The 21,807-nt window shown below is 46.6% G+C and carries 24 protein-coding genes; 15 read left to right on the top strand and 9 right to left on the bottom strand.

Annotation, left to right across the window (positions count from 1 at the left end):
- Positions 1–7 precede the first annotated feature (7 nt).
- Genes fliJ through ACF8OV_RS03110 form a run of 8 tightly spaced genes read right to left on the bottom strand, consistent with a single transcriptional unit; the run spans position 8 to position 8,031 of the window.
- Positions 8–448, bottom strand: a complete 441-nt coding sequence (gene fliJ / locus ACF8OV_RS03075; RefSeq protein WP_005462826.1) for a flagellar export protein FliJ — start codon at positions 446–448, stop codon at positions 8–10.
- A 15-nt stretch (positions 449–463) separates the two neighbouring features.
- Entirely contained in the window at positions 464–1,813 is a 1,350-nt protein-coding gene (gene fliI / locus ACF8OV_RS03080) for a flagellar protein export ATPase FliI (protein ID WP_005478244.1), read from the bottom strand.
- Positions 1,806–2,561: a flagellar assembly protein FliH gene (gene fliH, locus ACF8OV_RS03085; protein ID WP_005478070.1), complete on the bottom strand. Its 756-nt coding sequence runs from the start codon at positions 2,559–2,561 to the stop codon at positions 1,806–1,808. Before fliH ends, fliI begins: the two co-directional genes overlap by 8 nt.
- Before the next feature lie 3 nt (positions 2,562–2,564).
- Complete coding sequence (locus ACF8OV_RS03090) at positions 2,565–3,584, bottom strand: flagellar motor switch protein FliG (protein WP_005478340.1); 1,020 nt, start codon at positions 3,582–3,584, stop codon at positions 2,565–2,567.
- The gene (gene fliF, locus ACF8OV_RS03095; protein WP_031776906.1) at positions 3,547–5,301 is read right to left on the bottom strand and encodes a flagellar basal-body MS-ring/collar protein FliF; all 1,755 of its coding nucleotides are present in this window, start codon (positions 5,299–5,301) and stop codon (positions 3,547–3,549) included. The genes ACF8OV_RS03090 and fliF overlap by 38 nt, the downstream gene beginning before the upstream one ends.
- 3 nt (positions 5,302–5,304) lie before the next feature.
- Complete coding sequence (gene fliE / locus ACF8OV_RS03100; protein ID WP_005462799.1) at positions 5,305–5,661, bottom strand: flagellar hook-basal body complex protein FliE; 357 nt, start codon at positions 5,659–5,661, stop codon at positions 5,305–5,307.
- 16 nt (positions 5,662–5,677) lie between these two features.
- On the bottom strand, positions 5,678–7,009 hold the full coding sequence (locus ACF8OV_RS03105; RefSeq protein ID WP_272149683.1) for a sigma-54-dependent Fis family transcriptional regulator: 1,332 nt from the start codon (positions 7,007–7,009) through the stop codon (positions 5,678–5,680).
- Positions 7,009–8,031 carry an OmpA family protein gene (locus tag ACF8OV_RS03110; RefSeq protein WP_317676233.1) on the bottom strand — a complete coding sequence of 341 codons (1,023 nt, stop codon included), beginning with the start codon at positions 8,029–8,031 and terminating at the stop codon, positions 7,009–7,011. Before ACF8OV_RS03110 ends, ACF8OV_RS03105 begins: the two co-directional genes overlap by 1 nt.
- 387 nt (positions 8,032–8,418) lie before the next feature.
- Here ACF8OV_RS03110 and ACF8OV_RS03115 point away from each other — a divergent pair, with 387 nt between their 5' ends.
- The 9 genes from ACF8OV_RS03115 to lafA all read left to right on the top strand — a co-directional run bounded on the left by ACF8OV_RS03115 (position 8,419) and on the right by lafA (position 16,635).
- Positions 8,419–9,237, top strand: a complete 819-nt coding sequence (locus tag ACF8OV_RS03115; RefSeq protein ID WP_005462796.1) for a FliM/FliN family flagellar motor switch protein — start codon at positions 8,419–8,421, stop codon at positions 9,235–9,237.
- Positions 9,234–9,605: a flagellar motor switch protein FliN gene (gene fliN, locus ACF8OV_RS03120; protein ID WP_031814703.1), complete on the top strand. Its 372-nt coding sequence runs from the start codon at positions 9,234–9,236 to the stop codon at positions 9,603–9,605. Before ACF8OV_RS03115 ends, fliN begins: the two co-directional genes overlap by 4 nt.
- Positions 9,606–9,623: 18 nt before the next feature.
- Positions 9,624–10,382 (top strand): flagellar type III secretion system pore protein FliP, encoded by a 759-nt coding sequence (gene fliP, locus ACF8OV_RS03125; RefSeq protein ID WP_005462793.1) that lies wholly within the window; start codon positions 9,624–9,626, stop codon positions 10,380–10,382.
- 12 nt (positions 10,383–10,394) lie between these two features.
- The gene (gene fliQ, locus ACF8OV_RS03130) at positions 10,395–10,664 is read left to right on the top strand and encodes a flagellar biosynthesis protein FliQ (protein ID WP_005462792.1); all 270 of its coding nucleotides are present in this window, start codon (positions 10,395–10,397) and stop codon (positions 10,662–10,664) included.
- The gene (gene fliR, locus ACF8OV_RS03135) at positions 10,664–11,440 is read left to right on the top strand and encodes a flagellar biosynthetic protein FliR (RefSeq protein WP_021484135.1); all 777 of its coding nucleotides are present in this window, start codon (positions 10,664–10,666) and stop codon (positions 11,438–11,440) included. Before fliQ ends, fliR begins: the two co-directional genes overlap by 1 nt.
- A complete protein-coding gene (gene flhB / locus ACF8OV_RS03140; RefSeq protein ID WP_005462787.1) occupies positions 11,437–12,564 on the top strand; it encodes a flagellar biosynthesis protein FlhB in 1,128 nt (375 codons plus the stop codon). The genes fliR and flhB overlap by 4 nt, the downstream gene beginning before the upstream one ends.
- A 31-nt stretch (positions 12,565–12,595) precedes the next feature.
- Positions 12,596–14,686, top strand: coding sequence for a flagellar biosynthesis protein FlhA (gene flhA / locus ACF8OV_RS03145; RefSeq protein ID WP_005478396.1), 2,091 nt, complete (start codon positions 12,596–12,598; stop codon positions 14,684–14,686).
- On the top strand, positions 14,679–15,476 hold the full coding sequence (locus tag ACF8OV_RS03150; RefSeq protein ID WP_011106532.1) for an EAL domain-containing protein: 798 nt from the start codon (positions 14,679–14,681) through the stop codon (positions 15,474–15,476). Before flhA ends, ACF8OV_RS03150 begins: the two co-directional genes overlap by 8 nt.
- A 304-nt stretch (positions 15,477–15,780) precedes the next feature.
- Entirely contained in the window at positions 15,781–16,635 is an 855-nt protein-coding gene (gene lafA / locus ACF8OV_RS03155) for a lateral flagellin LafA (RefSeq protein ID WP_005462780.1), read from the top strand.
- A gap of 71 nt (positions 16,636–16,706) precedes the next feature.
- Here the strand turns inward: lafA and ACF8OV_RS03160 are convergent, their stop codons facing one another.
- Positions 16,707–16,994 carry a hypothetical protein gene (locus ACF8OV_RS03160; protein ID WP_005499873.1) on the bottom strand — a complete coding sequence of 96 codons (288 nt, stop codon included), beginning with the start codon at positions 16,992–16,994 and terminating at the stop codon, positions 16,707–16,709.
- Between the two features lie 416 nt (positions 16,995–17,410).
- Between ACF8OV_RS03160 and fliD the strand changes: the two genes are divergently transcribed.
- Genes fliD through lafS form a run of 6 tightly spaced genes read left to right on the top strand, consistent with a single transcriptional unit; the run spans position 17,411 to position 21,802 of the window.
- On the top strand, positions 17,411–18,748 hold the full coding sequence (gene fliD / locus ACF8OV_RS03165; protein ID WP_203503501.1) for a flagellar filament capping protein FliD: 1,338 nt from the start codon (positions 17,411–17,413) through the stop codon (positions 18,746–18,748).
- A gap of 19 nt (positions 18,749–18,767) precedes the next feature.
- Positions 18,768–19,154 (top strand): flagellar export chaperone FliS, encoded by a 387-nt coding sequence (gene fliS, locus ACF8OV_RS03170; RefSeq protein WP_005462778.1) that lies wholly within the window; start codon positions 18,768–18,770, stop codon positions 19,152–19,154.
- The gene (locus ACF8OV_RS03175; protein ID WP_005478392.1) at positions 19,138–19,458 is read left to right on the top strand and encodes a hypothetical protein; all 321 of its coding nucleotides are present in this window, start codon (positions 19,138–19,140) and stop codon (positions 19,456–19,458) included. The genes fliS and ACF8OV_RS03175 overlap by 17 nt, the downstream gene beginning before the upstream one ends.
- The gene (locus ACF8OV_RS03180) at positions 19,455–20,537 is read left to right on the top strand and encodes a flagellar hook-length control protein FliK (RefSeq protein WP_203503503.1); all 1,083 of its coding nucleotides are present in this window, start codon (positions 19,455–19,457) and stop codon (positions 20,535–20,537) included. The genes ACF8OV_RS03175 and ACF8OV_RS03180 overlap by 4 nt, the downstream gene beginning before the upstream one ends.
- Positions 20,538–20,560: 23 nt before the next feature.
- Positions 20,561–21,061, top strand: a complete 501-nt coding sequence (fliL, locus tag ACF8OV_RS03185; RefSeq protein ID WP_005462773.1) for a flagellar basal body-associated protein FliL — start codon at positions 20,561–20,563, stop codon at positions 21,059–21,061.
- Positions 21,062–21,073: 12 nt separating this feature from the next.
- Positions 21,074–21,802, top strand: coding sequence for a lateral flagellar system RNA polymerase sigma factor LafS (gene lafS, locus ACF8OV_RS03190; protein WP_005462772.1), 729 nt, complete (start codon positions 21,074–21,076; stop codon positions 21,800–21,802).
- Positions 21,803–21,807: the final 5 nt, after the last annotated feature.

Here is a 21,807-nt window from a genome sequence, read left to right on the forward strand (position 1 = left end):
AAAACGCTTACAACGTTTTGCGTTTCACGCGAGAGTTGATGATGTCTTCAATCAGCTTTTGCTCTTTTTTGGCTTTCTCATAATTTTGCTTGGTACGCCATCTCTCTAATACCTTTTCCAATCCTTGAACGCGAGCGTGTTTGTGTTCTAACGTTTTTTGTACTGATGCACATTCGGCTTGCATCACCGCTTGTTCTTGCTCGTGGTGACGAAGCATTCTTTGCAGCATCTGATCAACGCGGTTGAAGTTCATCAACGCCGCGCTATTCAAAGACGGAGAGGACAACGCCGATTGACCAGCGTGTCCTTTGAGAGCTGAAAGTTGTTGCAACTGCGTTGAAAGATGATTGTGACGCTGACGCATAGCGTCGAGCTGTTGCCCGACCCTATCACGCTGCTTTTCTTCCATTTGTTGCAGTTTGCCGACCGCTTTAAGTTTGGCTTTCATCGCTGCATTTGCTCTCTACTGTGCGCCTTGGAACATTTGAGCCAGCTCAGTCAAACTTGTGGTGTAATCCACCGCCTCGTTCGCTGATTGCTGTAAGTACGAACGCAAATGCGGATACATCGACACAGACTGATCCAACTCAGGGTCCTGACCCGGTTGATAGCCACCAAGCGGCAGTAACTCTTTCACCTGAAGGTAATTGGAGTACATTTGGCGGAAGTTGTTTGCGATGGTGGAATGAGCAGGTTGCGTACAAGTGCTCATACAACGGCTGATAGAAGCGTTGATATCAATCGCCGGATAATGCCCTTGTTCCGCCAGCTGGCGCGACAACACAACGTGTCCATCCAAAATGGCACGAGCAGAGTCCACGACTGGGTCTTGCTGATCGTCGCCTTCCGCCAGTACAGTGTAAATCGCCGTTAAGCTGCCATGAGGATTTTCACTGTTACCCGCTCGCTCTAATAGCTGCGGTAACACACTGAATACCGAAGGCGGATAGCCGCGCGACGCTGGTGGTTCCCCCAAAGATAACGCGATTTCACGTTGAGCCATCGCGTAACGCGTTAGGGAATCCATCAACAAAAGTACATCTTTGCCTTGATCTCGGAAATACTCCGCGACGCGGTGACAAAGCAGTGTCGCTCTAAGTCGCATCAATGGTGATTCATCCGCAGGAGCTGCAATGATGATGGCTTTTTCTCTCGCTTCTGGCGTTAAGTTGCGTTCAATAAACTCACGAACTTCTCGACCACGCTCACCAATCAAACCCACCACAATGACGTCCGCTTCCGTGTTTTTGGTGATCATCCCCATCAACACACTTTTACCAACACCACTGCCCGCCATTAGACCAATACGCTGACCTTTACCGACCGTCAGCAAACCGTTGATCGCACGAACGCCAACATTAAGCGGGGTATCGACAGGACGACGCTTAAGGGGGTTGATCGGTTTAGGTTCAAGTGAAACACGATCGCCTCCTTTAAGCGGCATGCCGTCATCCAATGGCTCGCCTAAGCCGTTCACCACGCGCCCCATCCACTGAGAGCTGAGTTGCACGGTACTGTCGCCGTCTAATGGGATCACCTTCGCACCGGCAAACAAACCGCCTAAACGGCGGATTGGCATTAAGTACGCAACGGTATGATCAAAGCCGACCACTTGTGCTTCGATCATATCGCCTTCGGCGGTTTCCACTAAGCAACGTTGCTCAAGCTTAAAACGACATCCAACCGCTTGTAACATCAAGCCGTTCACTTTAATCAAGCGTCCGGTTACTCGCGCAACAGGAATAGAATCAAGCGATGCTAATGCATCGCTCAAACGCTCACTTAATAGTTCGTGGCTTAATGTACTACTCATTTTCAGACTCAACCTGTGGAATGCTGACTTCGTCTAACAAGTGCTGTTTTACGTTGTCCATGCACGCCTCTAAGCGTGAGTCACAACTGGCGTCTGCTTCCGCATCATCCGTCACTAACTGACAACCACCTATTGGCAGTTCGTTGTTGGCAACCAGCTTCCAAGACTTAGGCAGATCCGCGTTAATGTGCGTAATGCGTTCTAGATCTTGTGGGTTGAGATGAACCGTCACGGTTTCCGCTTTGCCCGGCATCGCAGACAGTGTTTCATCCACCAGCGCCAGAATTTGCTGTGGCATCAGAGTAAGCTCGGCACGAATCACTTGCTGAGCTACCTTCTGTACCAACTCACAAATCATGTGGCGTTGCTGCTGCTCTTTTTCACTTTGCCAGCGAGACAAGGCTTGGAACAAATCATTAACTGGCTTCGCCGCTTCTAAAAAGCCTTGCTTACCAGCTTGTTCACCAGAAACAAATCCTTTCTGGAAGCCTTCTTTCTGACCATCGAGCAAGCCTTGTTGCTTACCTTGCTCAATACCTTGGCGTAAACCTTCTTCATGACCTTGTTGCAGCCCCTGTTGGAAACCTGCTTCAAGTTGCTGCTGAATGTCCACTTGCGACTCTTGCCAACCTTGGTTGTCCAAGCCGAACTCTTCATCAACCGCAACTGGCTGAGCCAACGGCGGAAAACGGTGTAAACGGTAACCACTTGGAGGCAGTCGCATAATGTTCGATCTTTGTTCTGCCATGCTTTATTCCACCGTTGGCTCTTCGTATAGAAGCAACTGAACTTCACCCGACTCATCAAGCTCGCGCACCATTTGCATGATGTCTTGGCGCGCTTTCTGAACTCGACTTAGTGCAACTGCACCACGCGCTTCCATATCGTCTTCTAGCGCTTTCACCATACGTTGTGGCATTGAGCGTTTGATCGCTTGCTGCAACGTGATATCCGAACCTTTCAGTGCCGTAGCCCAAAGCTCGAGTGGAATTTGCTGTACGAGCATGTCCATGGTTTCTTCGCGTTGACGGCCCAGCACCATGAAGTCAAACATGTTCTCTTCGATGGCGTTAACCACTTCTTCATCATGCAGTTTGAGCATTTCCATCAGTGAACCACGGTCGCCTTCAAAGCGGTTGATGATGTCTGCCGCTTGCTTAACGCCAGAAAGCGGTACACTTTGGCTTGCAGACACTTTTTCGATACAACGTTCAACCAGTTCATGCAGATCGGTCGCGACTTGGTGATCGATGTCTTGTAGCTGCGCAATACGGAAGATGATTTCATCATGGTAGTCTTGCGGCAGATGCTTCAGCACAGCAGATGAGCTATCCGCTGGCAGATAAGCCAAGAAAATGGCTTGCATCTGCGGGTGCTCGTTGACGATAAATCGCGCCAGCGTTTCAGCCTCTACCCATTGCAGACGCTGCATGTTGTTGCGAATTTCGTCACCGTACAGGTTGTTCAACAGACCTTTAGCAAGATCGTTACCGAGCGCCTTACGCAAGGTGTTCGACAAGTACTCTTTCGATGCACCACGAATGCCACTGTGCTCACGAAAATCTTCAAAGAAGTTTTGAATCACGCCGCGTGCTGAATCGCTTTTTATGCCATTCAGTTTCGCCATTGCGCGAGTCACACGCTGTGTTTCATCGCGGGTGAAATGCTGCAACACTTTGGCCGCAGCATCCTCGCCCATGCCCAGTAGCACAAGCGCGGTTTGTTCTACATAACTAAGCGTTTGTTTTGACGTCAACTGAGCTGTGTTCATTGATGTTTACCCATTGTTTCAGTATTTCGGCTACGCGCTCTGGCTCTTCATTAGCAATAAGCTGTAGGTGTTTCAATTGAATCTCTAGTGGAGAACCTGCCGGAGGCAGCATGTCGCTGTTCACATCCAGACCCGTCGAGGCAGAAATGCCTTTTTCAGACAGACGACGGTTAAGCACTTCTTCATGCTCACGCTCTTCACGTGTTTGTAAGTTGTCGTAATCTGGCTCTTCTTGTGGCGGCTCAGCAAAGTTCAGTTCAGGCACTGGCTTGTCTGCGCCGGTTAGGTGCATGATCAATGGACGCAGCACAAAGAAGATCATCGCCAAGCCCAACATCCCACCGATCACGTAACGTAATGGCTGTTGAACCGTAGGGTCTTGCCACCAAGGCAGAGCTGTTGGCGCGTCGATATCAATCGGTGTGAAGTTGAAGCTCATCAAGCTCAAGCTGTCACCTCGCGCGGCTGAAATGCCAACGGCATCGGTGATCATGGTAGAGATTTGCGCTTTGTCTGCATCGCTCCAAGCCACGCCGTCTGGCGATGCTTTTGAGTTCAATAGAACCGATACGCTCAATTTCTCAATCTGACCTTGTTGGTACTGAGTACGGCGCACGCTGCTGCCAACCGCATATTGACGATTCACTTCAGAACGCGCATTGGTGTTTTGGCTGTCGTTTGTCGCCGCGTCACCAGTCACTGGAGGCTGGTTGCTGAGAGAACCTGGTACGCCAAGCGCGATTTGGTCAATCGAATTGTTTTGAATGGTGTGTTCGTTACGAACCACTGGCGCGTTATCAAGGATTTCTCGCGTTTCTTCCACTTGGCTGAAGTCCATATCGGCTGCAACCTGAACACGGAAATTACTAGGGCCAACAATCGGCGTTAGCATGTCTGCCGCACGTTGGATGATTTGCTTCTCAACGTTCTTTTGGTATTCCAGATACTTCGCGTTTACTTTGCCCGCTTCTGCCGACGCCACATCTGCACTCAACAGTCGGCCATATTGATCGATGACAGAAACAAACTCAGGCTTCATCGCCGTCACACTGCCGACGATCAAGTTGATGATCGCTTCAACCTGTTCTGGCTTAAGGTCTTCACCCGGTTTGAGTTCGAGCATGACAGATGCAGACGGGTTTTCACCGTTTTGGCGTACAAACAAAGTTTGACGAGGAATCGCAAGGTGAACACGCGCATTCGCTACCGAGTTTAGCGACATGATAGTGCGTACTAACTCACCTTCTAAACCATGACGGTAACGCGCAGTCTCCATAAACTGGCTGGTACCTAATGAGCTGTCTTCTTTCAGCGAATCCAATCCGGTTGGCAGTTTCGCTTTTACGCCTTTTGACGCCAATAACATACGAATGCGAGCCACCTCACCTTCAGGAACCAGCACTTGGCCGTTCTGCTCCTGCATGCGGTAGCTCACACCTTCACTCTCTAAGACCGAGACAATCTCGCCAATATCGAATCGCTCTTGTTGGCTGTAAAGCGGACGGAAGCTTTGAGAGGAACTCCAAAGCGCAACCACAATGATCGCCGCTACAATCGCCGCGAGAACAGCGGATAGAACAAGATTTCGTTGGCTACTTGACCAAAGCTGCTTAAGCTTATTTGTCACGTCGTCCATGTTGCCTGCTGGCGAGAACGCTTGTGTCGTGCTGGTCGTCATGGCCGTATTTCCTGCAACTTGGGGGGTTAGTTCTGACATGAATTACACCGGCATCTTCATAATATCTTCAAAAGAGGCAACCACTTTGTTGCGCACCTGCATAAGAGCGTTGAACGATAAGCTGGCTTTCTGGCTTGCGACCATTGCGCCAACTAAGTCGTCACTTTGCCCAGTTTCTACCGCCGTCATTTTTTGACTGGCCGCAGATTGATGTTGATTGACTGTATCCAACACGTTCGTCATCGCTTGAGAAAACGACAGTGGAGCATTCAGTGCTTGTTGATCTAAAGGGTTGGCACTCACGATAAATTCAGGCGGCTGCACTTGAGCCTGCATCGCCTGCATTTTTGACAACATGAGTTGCTCTGCCGAGACCGCATTAGTAGGTTGACTTGCCATCTATATTTTTCTCCTATTAGGCAGCCGAGCCTAGAGCCGACTGTAAATCAATACCGTGTTCTCGCATGGCTGCGAGCTTGTAACGTAGCGCTCGGGTTGATACTCCCAAGGCGTTTGCGGTTTTGGTTCGGTTTCCACCAAACTGACGTAATTTGTCCAAAATAAATTGGTATTCAGCCTGCTTCTTCGCTTCTACATGACCAAAGCTGGACTTTGGCTCCATGGAAGGCACTGGGGCAATGAGTTCAATCGGTAACATCAGATCGTGCGCTGTAATGTAGTCACCATGGCGCATCACCAAGGCACGTTGAATAACGTTCTCTAATTCACGAATATTGCCCGGCCAGTGGTACTGACTCAGAGCGCTGATCGCATCCTGAGATAAGTGACAGCGGCTGCTATCTTGATATTTTTCAACGAAGAATTGGCTGATCGGTAAAATGTCTTCTTTTCTTTCGCGAAGTGGTGGCCAATGCAATGGCAACACATCCAATCGGTAGTAAAGATCTTCACGGAAGGTGCCTTTTTGCACTTCTTCGCGTAAATCTTTGTTGGTTGCTGCAATCACTCGAATATCAAGCTTGATGGCTTTGTGACTGCCCACACGTTCCACTTCTCGCTCTTGAAGTACGCGCAAAAGTTTGGCTTGGACTGCAGGAGACATTTCACCGATTTCATCTAACAAAATCGTGCCGCCGTTTGCTTCTTCAAACTTACCGCTTTGCGAATTCGTCGCGCCAGTAAACGCGCCTTTCACATGACCAAAAAGCACCGCTTCTAGCATCGATTCAGGAATCGCGGCACAGTTCACTGCAACAAATGGGCCATTAATGCGAGGAGAGTGTTCGTGTACATATCGAGCTAGCACCTCTTTACCCGTACCAGACTCACCCGTGATCAACACACTCGCGTTCGTACACGCTGCACGGTGCGCCAATTGAAGCACCTGCTTACTGCGCCATGACTCAGCCACAATGTTCGCCATTGGTTTGCCAAGAGCTTCAACACGCTTTAGCAAATTGATGAGCTGATTCGCTTCAAACGGACGCAACAAGTAATCGGTCGCGCCCGACTTCATAGTCTCTGCAGCCAAAACGCCTTGTTCTTGATCCACAATCGCAATCACAACGCCAGCATTACGCTGCTTCTGGTGACACGCAACAAACTCACGTACGCACATATCCGGTAGCGTAGAGCTCACTAACGTGATGCTTGCGCGCTCTTCTAACAGTGCGCTTCGCCCTGTACGTGTGTGCTTTGCGGTGTAACCGGCATTCTTCAGCACATCCAGTACAGGTTGAGCAAGGTGTTCGTTCGGCTCAACCAACAAAATATTCGTTTTCGTCATCATTGAACCTTAACCTTCTTTTGTTGAGTCTGTTGTTGTACGTACATGGTGTTTTTTTCTATGGTGCGTTCGTTGTCTCTGACTAGGCGTAACGTCACACGTCGATTCTTTGCCTGACCAGCTGCTGTATTGTTATTTGCGACCGGATATCGGTCACCATGAGATCTGACTTCGATAATATTTGGGTTTACACCGTGAGCAATCAGTGCATCGGCCACTTGTTGAGCACGTAAACGTGATACCGAAAGGTTGGTGAGCCTTGGTCCAACATTGTCGGTATGGCCATCGATTAGCACTTTCGTCACTCGGTCATCAACAGAAAGATAGCTATAGAGCGCAGCTAACGTCTGTTGCTGAGTCGCATTTAGTGTTTTCTGACCGAATTGAAAAGGCAAAACGATGTCTCTTGCTTGTGAGAACGAAAGTTTCGGTAGTCGCTCAAGACACGCATTAAATTCGCTCAGTGCCTTTTGAATTTGAATTGTTGGGATTCTTACTTCTGACAAAGCGGAAGCATCTTTTCCTTCCAATACCAACGTAATCCAACTACCACCGGCAATCGCCTTCATTAATGAGGGGGCGCCTTTACGGAATACAAATCGACGAGAAGGCTTGGTAACTGTAAGAGAAGATTCGACTTTTCTATAAAGCTCTTTATCCCACGGTGCATTTTGACTAATTAATGTCACACCTTGCCATTTATTCCCTTCGTTGCGTATATCGGAAATAAATAAAATTTGATTATTTGGTTCCGCACGGAAATAAAACTTCCCCATTGGAATTTTTGAATGCATCAGGTTGCACTCAAATTTATTTCCTTTGAAAGACCAATTAGAAATATCCATTGGAACTGTCAATACCTCACCAGACATGGCTGGATTAAAATTGACCAAACCCAAAGAAAAAAAGACGTTACAAATTATTATCAAACTACGAAAGGAAAGGTATATCTTACATTTCCATGACTTAAGCAGTTTAATTAAATATGCCACTGAAGCTCTATAACTGGCATAGCTAATCATGTTAATTACCTATTCTGAAATATTTAAATTGATTGGCAAACGTTTAGCATGAGCTGGAACACCCATAAAACAAACGAGATAAGACCAATAAAACAACTAGTTATATTAATATTTTTATAATAATCACGTTAGTCACCAGATAGAGGATCCTGGTGAAATAACAACAAAGATTGCTCAAAAATTGTTATTTTTACTTATTAACCGATTTATAAATGAAACTAACCCTTTTTAATTTTTATTAAAAGCTTCGTATGTACTGACATAAGCAACATGTGAACTAAAGTCACATAATTCGAAGTTAAAACTAAAACATCATGAAAAACTCTGTGTAGACTACCGAATATTAAGTTAGAAGAACTTAGTTTGTTAACGCACGGTAAAATATAAATGGAAACTAGAGTTAGTGAGTCTATTTCCGATATCAAACCTCTTGATGTCGAATTATTAGGCAAGCCTATTCATATCATTCGAGATAAGCTTGAAAATTTAATTTCAGAATCTTGTTCAAGCCTAACGAATGAATTGCAAAATTGGCTCAGTACAAACAAAGTGGAAGCTAGCTTAACCTCCGTAGACCTGCATCGATTCTCTCCTGCAATGATGGACAAAGATCAGACATCCACCCATAAGCACCAAGAAGGTGGCATGGTATTTGTTCACGGTGATACTCAGACTCTCGTTAAATTAGCAGACCGTTTTTATGGCGCTAATACAGAGCGTTCAGTCGCAACACTGACTGCCAGTGATCTTCGCCTACAGGAAAGAATCAGCCGCATTATTATCGGTTGGCTAGCACCGCAAGACATGTGGGAAGCATGTGAGTATGAAGCTCCACGCGGCATAGGCTTATGTGTCCAATTAAATATCACCTTTGAAGGTTATCAAGGGTCGATGTACTTAAAACTGGACACGCATCTGATCCAAACCTTGATTGAACAGCTTGAGCTGCAATCAGACGTGGATTTGTATGAACCTTTTTGTCGTTCCCTAGAATCAACGCCAGTTCGTCTTAACGTGGTATTGAGTAAAAAAACGATGGCTCTAAGTGACGTGGTCAGCCTAAAACCTGATGACATCATGCCAATCGAATTACTGAATACCGTACCGGTAAGCATTGGCAATCAACCTCTCTTTACTGGCCGTATTGCTGAGCAAGACGGACAGCTTGTTTTGATTTTTAACCCGGATAAGGAAACGCAGCGATGAGCGAAGCGCCTGAAACTAAAGCGTTCGACACAGATGAACTGAACTTTGATGATTTTCAATTAGAAGACTTTGACGCTGAAACAACGCGCCAACCTGAACCTGTTGCTGCAGAGCGCGACCTGAGCTTTTTCAAAAGCATCCCTGTGACTGTCACGCTTGAAGTCGCAAGTAAAGAGATTCCACTTGGTGACTTGATGAAAGCGGGCGAAGGCACCGTCATTGAACTTGAAAAGCTGAACGGCGAACCATTGGACGTAAAAGTGAACGGTTCCCTACTTGGCCATGCGGAAGTAGTTGTCGTTAATGACAAATACGGTCTTCGCTTGATTGACGTACACGATTCGGCATTAAGCGGCGTTGGTCGATAATTTTTGGTAGGCAGTACAATGAACAATCTGAGCGCTTGGCATCGTTGGTTACCTTTGTTGGTATTGGTGTCACTTTTGTTTGCATTCCCAACAATGGCAGCAGACAACGGCTTAACAATTCTGTCCGTTACGGACGGCGACGCACAACAAGAGTATAGCGTTAAACTACAAATTCTTTTGTTGATGACGGCGCTCAGTTTCCTTCCTGCTTTCATTTTGATGGCGACGAGCTTTACACGCATTATTGTGGTGCTGGCTATCTTGCGCCAAGCGCTTGGTTTGCAGCAGAGCCCGCCAAACCGCGTGTTAGTGGGTATTGCATTAACGCTTACTCTGCTCATCATGCGCCCAGTTTGGACGGATATCTACGAGAACGCATTCCAACCATACGACAATGGTGAAATTACGCTGGTTCAAGCATTTTCCGTGGCGGAAAAGCCCGTGCGCAACTTCATGTTGGCGCAAACCCATCAGAGCTCTCTTGAGCAAATGTTGCGAATTGCCAATGAGCCGCTCGATCAAAAAGTAGAAGACATCTCGTTTGCCGTTGTTCTTCCTGCGTTTGTGATCAGTGAGCTTAAAACTGCGTTCCAAATCGGCTTTATGCTGTTCATTCCGTTTTTGATCATCGACTTGGTGGTCGCTAGCGTCTTGATGGCCATGGGTATGATGATGCTTTCACCACTTATCGTCTCTTTGCCATTCAAGTTGGTGGTGTTCGTTCTGGTCGATGGCTGGGCGATGACGGTCGGCACTCTTTCAGCCAGCTTCGGTTAACAGGAGCCCATAATGACACCTGAATTAACCGTTACTCTATTTTCTGATGCGGTATGGCTCATCATCTTGATGGTGGCCGTACTGGTAGTGCCAGGCCTGATTGTGGGTTTGGGTATTGCGGTATTCCAAGCGGCAACGCAAATCAACGAACAGACATTGAGCTTTTTACCACGTCTGATCGTCACTCTGTTGATGGTGATTTTTGCAGGACACTGGATTCTTCGCAAAATCATGGAGTTGTTTGATTTCTTGTTCCACAACATTCCGGGGATGATTGGCTGATGGCCATCACATTTGCAGACCTCTCTGCAATTCTCGGTCAACTTTGGTGGCCGTTTTTTCGTGTGGGAGCGGTATTTTTATCCATGCCATTTTTTGGTGACGCGTTGATTCCGATTTGGGTTCGCAGCTTATTAGCACTCTCTATCGTGGTCATCACAGCGCCATTAATGCCAACAATGCCTGCGGTTGAACTCTTCTCATTAACCTCTTTGTTTCTCGCATTTGAGCAAGCGATTTGGGGTTTGATGTTCGGTCTGATTCTGCACATGCTGTTTAACGTGTTCACCATGCTCGGCCAAACCATTTCTTTGCAGATGGGTTTGGGTATGGCAATGATGAACGACCCTGTGAATGGTCTGTCGGTGGCGATTCTAGGCCGTATCTTTTTGATTTTTTCGACCTTACTCTTTTTGTCACTAGAAGGGCACTTACTGGTGATCGACATCGTTATTCAGAGTTTTGTGGTGTGGCCTGTTGGCTCAGGCATCACGGCCCTATCACTGCAAGGCGTGATCAACGTGTTTGGTTGGATGTTTGCCGCTTCTCTCGCACTTGCGCTGCCCGCCATCGTGTCAATGTTGTTGGCGAACATCAGTTTTGGTGTGATGAACCGCGCCGCACCGTCTCTGAACGTTTATGCGCTAGGTTTTCCGATGACCATGCTACTTGGCCTGTTCAGTGTTTTGATTTCTGTTTCCGGTGTTCCGGGCCGCTACACCGCGCTGGTGCATGAGACGATCCGACACTTAAACAACTTTATGTTGGGGGGCGCATGAGCGATCAGTCGTCACAAGACAAAACCGAAAAGGCCTCCCCCCAGAAAGTTAAAAAAGCCCGCCAGGAAGGCCAAATTCCACGAGCGAAAGAGTTCACCACTGCAGTCATTTTTATGGCTGTAGCGCTGTATTTTTACTCTCAAATCAATAGCATCTGGGAAAGCATGTTCGGCATTTTTCGCTATAACATGTCGTTGACGAAAGCCGACCTAGAAAACCCACAGCAAATGGTAGAACAAGTGGGTCAGAGCCTTGGCATGATCATCGAAATGCTGTTGCCACTTTTCACGGTTATCATCATCGTGACGTTCGGTAGCAGTATGGTCTTGGGCGGATGGATGTTTCGTCCCGCAAACATGTTACCAAAACTGAGTAAACTCAACCCGCTCAGCGGCATTAAGCGTATTTTCTCAACGCGTTCGTTGGTGGAACTGGTTAAGTCGACAATCAAAGTAACAGTGATTTTCGGCATCCTTTACGGCTACTTGGACAATCACCTTCAGCCATTGTTAGGCATTCAAAACCTTCCGCTTAACCAAGGTTTTTCAATGGTGATGTCTATCTTGTTTGAAGGACTGCTCTTGATGGGATTTGCTTTGCTGTTGTTTGGTGTGATTGATATTCCTTACCAACGTTGGGAACACCTCAAAGAACTTCGCATGACTAAGCAAGAATTGAAGGAAGAATTCAAAAACAACGAAGGCCGCCCGGAAGTAAAACAACGTATACGCCAAATTCAGCAGCAGTTTGCGCGCCGAAAAATCGACAAAATGGTACCGACCGCCGACGTAGTGATCACAAACCCAACTCACTATGCAGTCGCTCTAAAATATGAGCCGTCGCTCTCAGATGCACCATTTGTGGTCGCCAAAGGCGTCGATGAAACAGCCATGCACATTCAACGTATCGCGCGAGAAAATCAGGTGGAAATCATTAACTCCCCACCTCTGACACGTTCGATTTATCACACCACCGCGATAGAGCAAGCGATTCCAAGCCAACTTTATATCGCCGTGGCACACATTCTTACTTACGTTTTGCAGTTGAAAGCCTTTCGTAAAGGAGACGGAAAAAAGCCGACACCTTTGCCTCATTTTTCAATTCCAAAACACTTGCAGCACTGATTAACCCGCGTTTATCCAAGGACACGAAAGTATGCTTACTCGGTTAAAACAACTTCAAACCTCAACCAAAGGCTACATTGGCATCCCCATTGTTTTGCTGATGATTCTGGCGATGGTTATTTTGCCATTACCACCATTGCTATTGGATGCGCTGTTTACTTTTAACATCGTATTGGCGATCTTGGTATTGCTGGTCAGTACCACAGCAAAGCGACCACTCGACTTTTCTGTTTTTCCAACCATTTTGTTGGTGGCAACCTTACTTCGCCTAACGCTGAACGTCGCCTCAACCCGAATCGTATTGCTAGAAGGCCATAACGGTGGCGATGCCGCCGGTAAAGTCATTCAAGCTTTCGGTGAAGTGGTGATCGGCGGCAACTACGTTGTCGGTATGGTGGTCTTCATCATCTTGATGATCATTAACTTTGTGGTTATCACCAAAGGTGGTGAACGTATTTCAGAAGTCTCCGCGCGTTTTACATTGGATGCCCTACCGGGTAAACAAATGGCGATCGATGCGGACTTAAACGCCGGTTTGATTGATCAAGAAACCGCTCGTCTGCGCCGTAAAGAAGTTGCGAACGAAGCCGACTTCCACGGCTCAATGGACGGTGCGTCGAAATTTGTTCGCGGTGATGCAGTCGCAGGTCTGTTGATTCTATTCATCAACATCATCGGTGGTATCAGCATCGGTGTTTTCGAACACGGCTTACCAGCGTCTGAAGCATTCAAAACTTATGCACTGCTAACCATCGGTGATGGCTTGGTAGCGCAAATTCCATCGCTATTACTGGCAACCGCAGCTGCAATCATTGTGACTCGCATCAATGACAGCGACAACGGCATGTCAGAAACCATGCAGAAACAGTTGCTCGCAACTCCAGCAACCTTGTTTACGGTTGCAGGGATCATGGCGGTCATTGGTATGGTTCCGGGCATGCCGCACCTTGCATTCTTTGCATTTGCTGGCGCACTAGGGTTTGCAGGTTGGAGACAAAGTAAGAAACCAGTTCAAGACACGCAAATCGAACAGGTGGAAGCACTTTCTCAAGCCATGCAAGAGGAAGACACACCACTCACATGGGACGACATCCCACACGTGCACACCCTGTCTCTTGCGCTTGGTTACCGTCTTGTTCACTTGGTAAACAAGGATCAAGGTGCGCCACTTTCGCAACGTATTCGTGGTGTACGTCGTAACCTCTCAGAACAGGTAGGTTTTCTTCTACCAGAAGTTCGCATTCGCGATAACCTAAGCCTAAAACCGAACCAATACACCATTTCTCTTAATGGCGAAGTGATTGAGCAGGGCTTCATCGAACCAGAGCGTTTAATGGCGATTGCCGTTGGCGACACCTACGGTGAAATCGATGGCATTCTAGGGAGCGATCCTGCTTACCAACTTCCTGCGGTTTGGATTGAACACCAAGACAAGGCGAAAGCGCTCAACATGGGTTACCAAGTCGTGGACGACGGTACCGTGATCGCAACGCACATCAGCAAAATCATGAAAACCAACCTTGCAGAATTGTTTACACACGATGATGTAGAAGCGATGACGCAGCGCTTAACCCAACAAGCACCGAAATTGGCAGAAGCCTTAGCAGCTGCGCTAAACCCAGCTCAACAGCTCAAAGTGTACCGCCAGCTATTGCTTGATCAGGTGCCACTAAAAGACATCCGAACCATTGCGAATACCATGCTGGAGTCTTCAGAAAACACGAAAGACCCGATTTTGTTAGCGGCTGATGTTCGCTGCGCACTAAAACGCACGCTGGTTAACTTAATTGCAGGACAAAAACCTGAGCTCAATGTTTACGCTTTATCGGATGAATTGGAGCAAATGCTACTGACGTCGCTGCAACAAGCGCAAGCTTCAGGTACAGTGGTTCTCGATAGTTTCCCAATCGAACCGAATATTCTTGGTCAGTTCCAACAAAACTTACCTTTGATTCGACAACAACTTAAGCAGCAAGGCTTACCGCCAATACTACTTGTAATGCCGCAATTACGCCCACTACTGGCGCGTTATGCGCGTACTTTCACTCAAGGATTGGCTGTGCTGTCTTACAACGAAATTCCAGAAAACAAACAGATCAATGTGGTAGGAAACCTTGGTTAATCTTATTTCAACACACGCGATATACGAATATCTTTGTAGTCTCGCGGTACAACACATCGTCACGGACGACGATCAATTGGTATTTGAAGCACTCAAACATAATGACATCCAACACGCTTGCCAAGCCATTCGTGAAACTCAATCCGGTGAGGTGGTGTACCAACACCTCACTTTGAGATTCGGATTGCGCGGAGAGCAAAGCGTTTATCAGTTTGAGCTTTCCGAACAAATGCAATACTGCTTAGATTTGTTCAGCCTTTATCTCGCCTTACGACAAACTCAATTTCAATTAGAAGCTTTTCATCCAGATTTAATCAGCAACGTCGTCGTACCCATTCGCGTCGATGCACTGCTGTGGGATCCGGGCGTGTATTTTCTTGAGCAGATGGTTCAGTTTCACTCAGCCGCTTTCCAGCATGTCATCCCATCCTTACAAGCAGATGAAACATTGTGCCTTCACGAACGCATGGAAACGCTTGTCGAAAAACTGAAGGAAAATGCGTTTGCATTGTGGTTTGAAGTAGCCACATCCCAAACGCATTTTGAGCGTATTGCTGAATTTGATCCAGATATGATCAAACTCTCGGTAACGATAGAGAACAAACAAGATCAACACTCATTTTTACCCATTGCGCGATTTCTAAGAAAACACAAATACCAGTGGGTTGCTGGTCGCGTTGCAAGCCAAGTCGAACTCAACCGCTATCGACTGCTCGGTGCAAGTTATTACTTTGGTTACTTCAGTGACATCCCTACTTCCCTGTCTTTCCGTTCCTTTGATGAGGAATAGCTGAAACCCAACCCTCATGGCTAAACTAAAAAGCGCGAATGATTCGCGCTTTTTTACTTTTCTCGTTTTAGATTTTCTCTCTGCCTTAATCTTATGCCGATCAAAACACATCGGAAACTAACGCTAAAACGGTAACAAACCCCAACTTAGTGGAATGCAAGTCACTAAAAATCATCAATTTTGATCTTTTTTAGAAAATTTTTAATTTTCAAATTAATCATTAGTGGCAAGCGACCGCCTCTAGTTAGTGACTAGGGAATATCCCAAGGCCTGAAAGAAATAGTGATAAACTAAGGAGACTAAGATGGCTTTATCAATGCACACTAACTACGCATCACTTGTAACTCAAAACACTCTAAACAGCACAAGTGGTCTTTTAAATACTGCGATGGAGCGTCTAAGCACGGGTTTCCGCGTAAATTCAGCTTCTGATGACGCTGCAGGTCTACAAATTGCTAACCGTTTGGAAGCTCAAACTCGCGGCATGTCTGTAGCAATGCGTAACGCTCAAGACGGCATCTCTATGATGCAAACTGCTGAAGGTGCAATGGAAGAGATGACCAACATCACTTACCGTATGAACGACCTTGCAACACAATCTTTGAACGGTTCAAACAGTGATAAAGACCGCGCAGCAATGGACGCTGAGTTCAAACAGCTTTCAGCTGAACTAAACAACATCATGGGCAACACATCTTTTGGTGGTCAAAAACTACTAGCAGCTGGTGGTGGTTTTGAAGCGGGCGCAGTTACTTTCCAAATCGGTGCTTCTTCAGCTGAAACTCTAGACGTAGACGCATCTGCAAGCATCAAAAAAGTAGCAGCTACACTTGCTGACGCAGCTATCACTGACGGTATCGGTGACGCAACTAAAGCTAAAGCAGCTCTTGATAAAATCAGCGATGCTGGTGGCCTTATCGAAGATATCGGTGCTACTCGTGCGCAGTTTGGTGCAAACATCAACCGTCTAGAGCACACAATGACTAACCTAGGCAACATGGTTGAGAACACTTCTGCAGCTAAAGGCCGTATCATGGATGCAGACTTCGCAGTAGAATCTTCAAACATGACTAAGAACCAAATGCTTATGCAAGCTGGTACTACAGTTCTTTCTAAAACTAACCAGCTACCTAGTATGGCAATGTCTCTACTTCGTTAATAACGAATTAGAACGTACGATATTGTTAATATGTACAAAAAGCAAAAGCCTCCCTATGGGAGGCTTTTTTATCACCTACGTATATAAATAGAGCTTGTATTCCCGCATTGCTCTTCAGGAACCCTAAAGCCTATTTTTCGCATCATGTTGTGAAGTACTTTGTTAAATAGCTCCAATTCAACTGTCTCGCTTCCCTGTCCTTGTTGATAAGTTTTTAACTCAGGGAAAGTGGATATCGCTTCCTGCTGGATACTGGCCAATTCATCCGCATTAATATTTTGTTTGCTCAGTAACTTAGCACTAATAAATGTCTCGTAAGATCGAGCGCATTTCATTAGTCGTAAAACAAATTCATTCATTTCTGTCGTTCTTTTCTAAGTGATAGCCTGACGTTGGTAAGGTGCGCTAAAACACCAAAATATGCCGAGTTAAAAGATACCAAAAATCGATGTACTTCCTCTGTAGGAATAGTCCTATTTACATAGCAGGAAACACCTAAAGCAGCGCTTTATTAACGGCTTAATCAACACGTCACATTCCTAAAATGAATTAAATATTTTCCGCTTTTTAGTCGCCTTGTCTTATAGGGAAACACTAGATGTTTTCGAGAGGAAGGCGGAACACATAAGGTGGAAAATCTACTTCCTCTCAAATTTAAATAGTATCGCAAGTCAATGTTTTATAAATACATTTAAGTTCGGCACGTATCTTGCGATAAGACATACTTTCAAGGCATAGAGTTACGCCAATTACCAATGAGAGAGGGAGTAAGCTCGTGAGTTCAATAGATCCAGCAACCTTTGCAGCCCAGTTCGCGCAGATCGAAATTCAACCTTTTAAACAACGCTACCAACTGCAAACCAATACGTATCAATCTCAGCTATCTGCTCTGGGTAAAGTTGAGAGTGCCATGCGCGAGTTCCGCACTGCGCTCAACGAAATGAACAGCAGCACAAACAGCATCATTAAAAACTCCACCTCCATCTCTCAAGAAGGCTACTTTACTGCAAATGCAGACGCTAAGGCTCTATCGGGTAGTTATCAGATATTCGTCGAGCAAGTAGCAACGTCACACCAAGTTTCTACTGGAATGCCAGCAGATCTAGACGCAACCACTGAAATCCCAAAAACAGGAAATCTTGAGTTCACCATCAACGGTAAAACAATGACGATTGATCTATCAACGGTCGATACCGACGGTGATGGTGTAACGACGGTGAGTGACCTAACGAAAGCGATCAATAACAACAGTGATAACCCAGGTGTAAACGCAACCTTGGTACGCTCAAATGGTCAGACTCACTTCATGCTTTCAAGCACTGAAACCGGCGTCGCTAACCAAATCAACGTGTCCACAACGGGCACAGGCCAAGCGTGGTTTGAAGATGCATTCACAAACCTTAGTCAAATCAGTGCCCCCCAAGATGCCGTGATCTGGTTGGGTGCAGAGAAAACTGGTCTAAAACTCACTAACTCGAGCAATACGTTTGAAGGTGTTATCGATGGCGTAGACATTACCGTAACCAAGGCTCAGACCTCTGGAGAAACCGCGATTGGTTTAGGTATCGGCGCTGATGACGAAGCAACCAAAGAGCAGCTCAATAAGTTCGTAGACGCCTACAACACTTTGATATCTACAATTGATGAACACACACAAATCGGCAGTGAAGATAAAAAACGCGGTGTTCTAGCTAGCGACCCAACCATGCGCTCAATTGAAAGCCAACTATCAAGCCTTGTCCGAGGCGAGCACGGCGGCATGCGCTTAAGCGAAATAGGCGTAACGTTGGATCGCCATGGCAAATTGAAAGTGGACCAAGAAAAATTTGCAGAGGCACAAAAAAACAATAGCGCAGGCTTAGAAGCAATGTTCAATGGCGACGGTGCATTACTTGACTCAATGGATGCCATGGCCGAACCATTCCTTAAATTTTCTTCTGGTGCGTTCAAATCTCGTAAAGAAGCGCTGCAAGCAAACTTAGATCGCCTCTCAGACAAACAAACCACTTTAGAACGTAAGTACGACATGTCGTACAAGCGTTACCTAAAACAATTCACTCAAATGAATACATTAATGACCCAAATGAACCAAACCATGTCAATGTTTGGCTAAGGCTTTAGGAGAAGATCTCATGCTTATGGACTCCGGTTACGACTCATACCAACAAGTCGACCTCGATGCTCAAGCGGCAGCAGCAAACCCTCATCAACTTGTCATCATGCTTATTGATGGCTTACTCGATGAAATTGAACGCATTCGCGGCCATCTTGCTGCGAAGCGTTTGGCAGAGAAAGGCGCTGGCATCAATAAATGTATGAACATTTTAATTGGATTAACCAGTGCCCTTGATGACGAAAATGGTGGCGAAATTGCAGAGAACTTGCGCCAACTGTACGACTTCTGTCAAGTCGAACTGTACTACGCAAGCGTACAAAATGACGCTGACCGTTTAATGAACGTCGAACGTGTAATGGGTAATATTCGTGAAGGTTGGATGAATTTTGGACAACAAGCATAAAGTGTCGCCAGAGCGATTCCGTCACTTATCTCAGCTAATCCAATTCGCCACTAAGACGGCGGATTGGCACGCGCTAAAACGCCATGATTTGCAGCTTCGAGAGCTGCTTATCAGTCATAAGCCGTTTTTGAAAGATCCCAAATTAGCACCTGAGATTCAGCGTGCTAAATCCGTGCATGCGGATGCTTTTGCTGCATTAGAGAAAGCCACTGGTGAGCTCAAAAAAGAGATGAACATGGCGAACGATCAACAAGAGCGTGCTATGGCATATCAACTAGCGATGACAATGGAGATGACACAATGATGATTTCTTCTTCAATGCCATCGTCAAATGCCGCTCCAGCTTCAGAAGGCCGAATCACGCAAGCAAAAGACGTTCAAGGCTTTTCGCAGCGCAATGCTTCAGGGCATACACCTCTGAATCAATCCGCAACATTATCAAAGCTAGCAGTACCAAGCTTTCGCCTTGCTGCACAAACGTTCTCAAGTGAAGAGCGCAAAGAGGCGACAACTGCAACAACGGAAGAAAATGCTGCTGTTGACACCACTGGAATGAATGTTCTTCTGAGTGCAACGACGCCAACTGAAACACCAGACCTTGCAGCGCAAGCGCAAACCTTGACGCAAGGCATGCTAAACATGGCTGAGAAATCGGTTGCGTCGTTCAACAAAGTCAATCCGTTGGAAGTAAAAGGTGAAGCAAAAATAACAAGCCCAGCGCAAGCTAATGCCTTGTTAAACACATCACCGCAACAACAAGATATTCAAATTAGCCAAACAGCTTCTGCGAATGCACGCGTGAATACCTCTGCCGTAGACTTTCAAGCATTGTTGAACCAACCAGCGCAAGGGCAAGCAACGACTGCACCACTGAACGTTCAAACTTCTGCTCCGTCCGCTCAAGCAGTGAGCGCTGCGACAGTAGCTCATGCTCATACGCAAGGCTCAGAGTGGGCAGCAGTGAAAGTGGACACAAGTGCAGGCAAATGGGGCGAGCAGATGATGCAGGTGCTGCATGACCGAGTCACCTTGCAAGCACAGCAAAGTGTTCAGGAAGCGAAAATCCGTCTCGATCCGCCCGATCTAGGCAAACTGGATTTACTCGTTCGTGTTGAGGGCGATCGATTGAGCGTACAGATCAACGCAAACACGGCGGCAACACGTGAAGCCTTGATGCAAGTATCGGAACGCTTACGCACTGAACTACAAGAACAAAACTTCGTCCATGTTGATGTCAATGTAGGTGCCGACCAAGGTCAAGAGCGCCATCAACAACAGATGAATGACGAAGACACCACAATTTTCGCTGCACGTGAGTCCAGCGCATTTCAATCCAATACAACAACAAACTATTCAGAACACTGGCTGAACACTCAAGCCTAAGTTAGTCATCGAGGAAAAAGGTTATGACCAAACAACAAATGATCGCCATGTTTATCGCCATGATCATCACCAGCGCCCTCGTTTCGGCCGCCACCATCATGGGTGGTATTTGGTATCTCAATAAACAGGCACAAGATTCAGGTGAAACCAGCTCACTGCTTGAGAACTCTCCTTTGTCTTTTCTTGTGACTGAACAACCAACCAGCAAAGGCCCAAGCTTTCACCCTCTAGACAAAGTTGTGCTGAGCATTAAAGGCAAGAAACAGACGCACTTTGTCATGCTAGAGCTGGCTATTGAGACCCGTCGACCAGAACGTATTAAAGACATCGATAACTACATGCCAATGGTTCAAAACTCGCTTTTGAAGCTGTTTAGCGACAAAACTTTCGATGAACTACAACAGACAGGCGCGATCGATATTCTGCAAAACGAAGTGAAGCAAACGCTGTTGGTAGCCTTTGCGAAGACTGACATCGTGCGTGATATCGATGATGTACTGCTGACGAAATACGTTGTGCAATAACGGAGCACAACCATGTTAGACATGAACCCTCAAGAAACGTACACCGCACCAGAGGAAGTGAACACACCATCACGCCCGATTGATGAAAACGCACTTTTGCAACGTCATCAAGTGATGGTGAAACGCGTAGTTAACCAGCTTCGCGTTCATGCCACTTCCCATTGCAGTATCGAAGATATGCAGCAAATTGGTCTTATCGCGCTGGTTGAAGCAGGACGTCGTTATGGAGACATTGACGATACTCACTTCCCGGCGTTTGCGGTTTGCCGCGTACGTGGCGCGATCTTAGATGAACTGCGCCGTTTAGACTGGCGCTCACGTAAGACACGTCAGCAAGCCCATGAGCTTAACGACGTCACACGTGACCTCACCCGCTCGTTAGGTCGCATGCCAACGGACTCAGAAATCATCAAAGCTCTCGGCACCGACGAGCAAGATTATTACAACCGTCAAAACGCGGCGCTTGCAGGTGAAATGCAAAGTCTCGATCAACTGATGGAAAACAGCACCGACAGCCACTTTGGTGGGCAATACGACGGCATGGAGCACGAGCACATTCGTCGTAGCTTAGACAGCGCACTAGGCCGACTGTCAAAGCGAGATCAATTGCTACTGACGCTGTTTTATCAACACGAACTCAATTTACACGAAATAGCCCTCGTCTTGGATCTGACGCCACCTCGAATTTGTCAGCTTCATAAACAAGCGCTGAAACAACTCAACCAATTAATGTCCTCTTAGGAGTC

It is taken from the genome of Vibrio sp. GLN_1 (assembly GCF_043106015.1).
Lineage (GTDB): Bacteria > Pseudomonadota > Gammaproteobacteria > Enterobacterales > Vibrionaceae > Vibrio > Vibrio parahaemolyticus.

Coding starts and splice junctions, on each gene's coding strand:
- fliH (WP_005478070.1), bottom strand. CDS start 2,561: ATGGCAGAACAAAGATCGAACATTATGCGACTGCCTCCAAGTGGTTAC.
- ACF8OV_RS03115 (WP_005462796.1), top strand. CDS start 8,419: ATGGAAACTAGAGTTAGTGAGTCTATTTCCGATATCAAACCTCTTGAT.
- ACF8OV_RS03110 (WP_317676233.1), bottom strand. CDS start 8,031: ATGATTAGCTATGCCAGTTATAGAGCTTCAGTGGCATATTTAATTAAA.
- fliL (WP_005462773.1), top strand. CDS start 20,561: ATGACCAAACAACAAATGATCGCCATGTTTATCGCCATGATCATCACC.
- fliQ (WP_005462792.1), top strand. CDS start 10,395: ATGACACCTGAATTAACCGTTACTCTATTTTCTGATGCGGTATGGCTC.
- fliS (WP_005462778.1), top strand. CDS start 18,768: ATGCTTATGGACTCCGGTTACGACTCATACCAACAAGTCGACCTCGAT.
- fliN (WP_031814703.1), top strand. CDS start 9,234: ATGAGCGAAGCGCCTGAAACTAAAGCGTTCGACACAGATGAACTGAAC.
- fliR (WP_021484135.1), top strand. CDS start 10,664: ATGGCCATCACATTTGCAGACCTCTCTGCAATTCTCGGTCAACTTTGG.
- flhA (WP_005478396.1), top strand. CDS start 12,596: ATGCTTACTCGGTTAAAACAACTTCAAACCTCAACCAAAGGCTACATT.
- fliJ (WP_005462826.1), bottom strand. CDS start 448: ATGAAAGCCAAACTTAAAGCGGTCGGCAAACTGCAACAAATGGAAGAA.
- ACF8OV_RS03105 (WP_272149683.1), bottom strand. CDS start 7,009: ATGACGAAAACGAATATTTTGTTGGTTGAGCCGAACGAACACCTTGCT.
- ACF8OV_RS03090 (WP_005478340.1), bottom strand. CDS start 3,584: ATGAACACAGCTCAGTTGACGTCAAAACAAACGCTTAGTTATGTAGAA.
- fliI (WP_005478244.1), bottom strand. CDS start 1,813: ATGAGTAGTACATTAAGCCACGAACTATTAAGTGAGCGTTTGAGCGAT.
- fliF (WP_031776906.1), bottom strand. CDS start 5,301: ATGTCAGAACTAACCCCCCAAGTTGCAGGAAATACGGCCATGACGACC.
- lafS (WP_005462772.1), top strand. CDS start 21,074: ATGTTAGACATGAACCCTCAAGAAACGTACACCGCACCAGAGGAAGTG.
- ACF8OV_RS03180 (WP_203503503.1), top strand. CDS start 19,455: ATGATGATTTCTTCTTCAATGCCATCGTCAAATGCCGCTCCAGCTTCA.
- fliE (WP_005462799.1), bottom strand. CDS start 5,661: ATGGCAAGTCAACCTACTAATGCGGTCTCGGCAGAGCAACTCATGTTG.
- ACF8OV_RS03160 (WP_005499873.1), bottom strand. CDS start 16,994: ATGAATGAATTTGTTTTACGACTAATGAAATGCGCTCGATCTTACGAG.
- lafA (WP_005462780.1), top strand. CDS start 15,781: ATGGCTTTATCAATGCACACTAACTACGCATCACTTGTAACTCAAAAC.
- flhB (WP_005462787.1), top strand. CDS start 11,437: ATGAGCGATCAGTCGTCACAAGACAAAACCGAAAAGGCCTCCCCCCAG.
- fliP (WP_005462793.1), top strand. CDS start 9,624: ATGAACAATCTGAGCGCTTGGCATCGTTGGTTACCTTTGTTGGTATTG.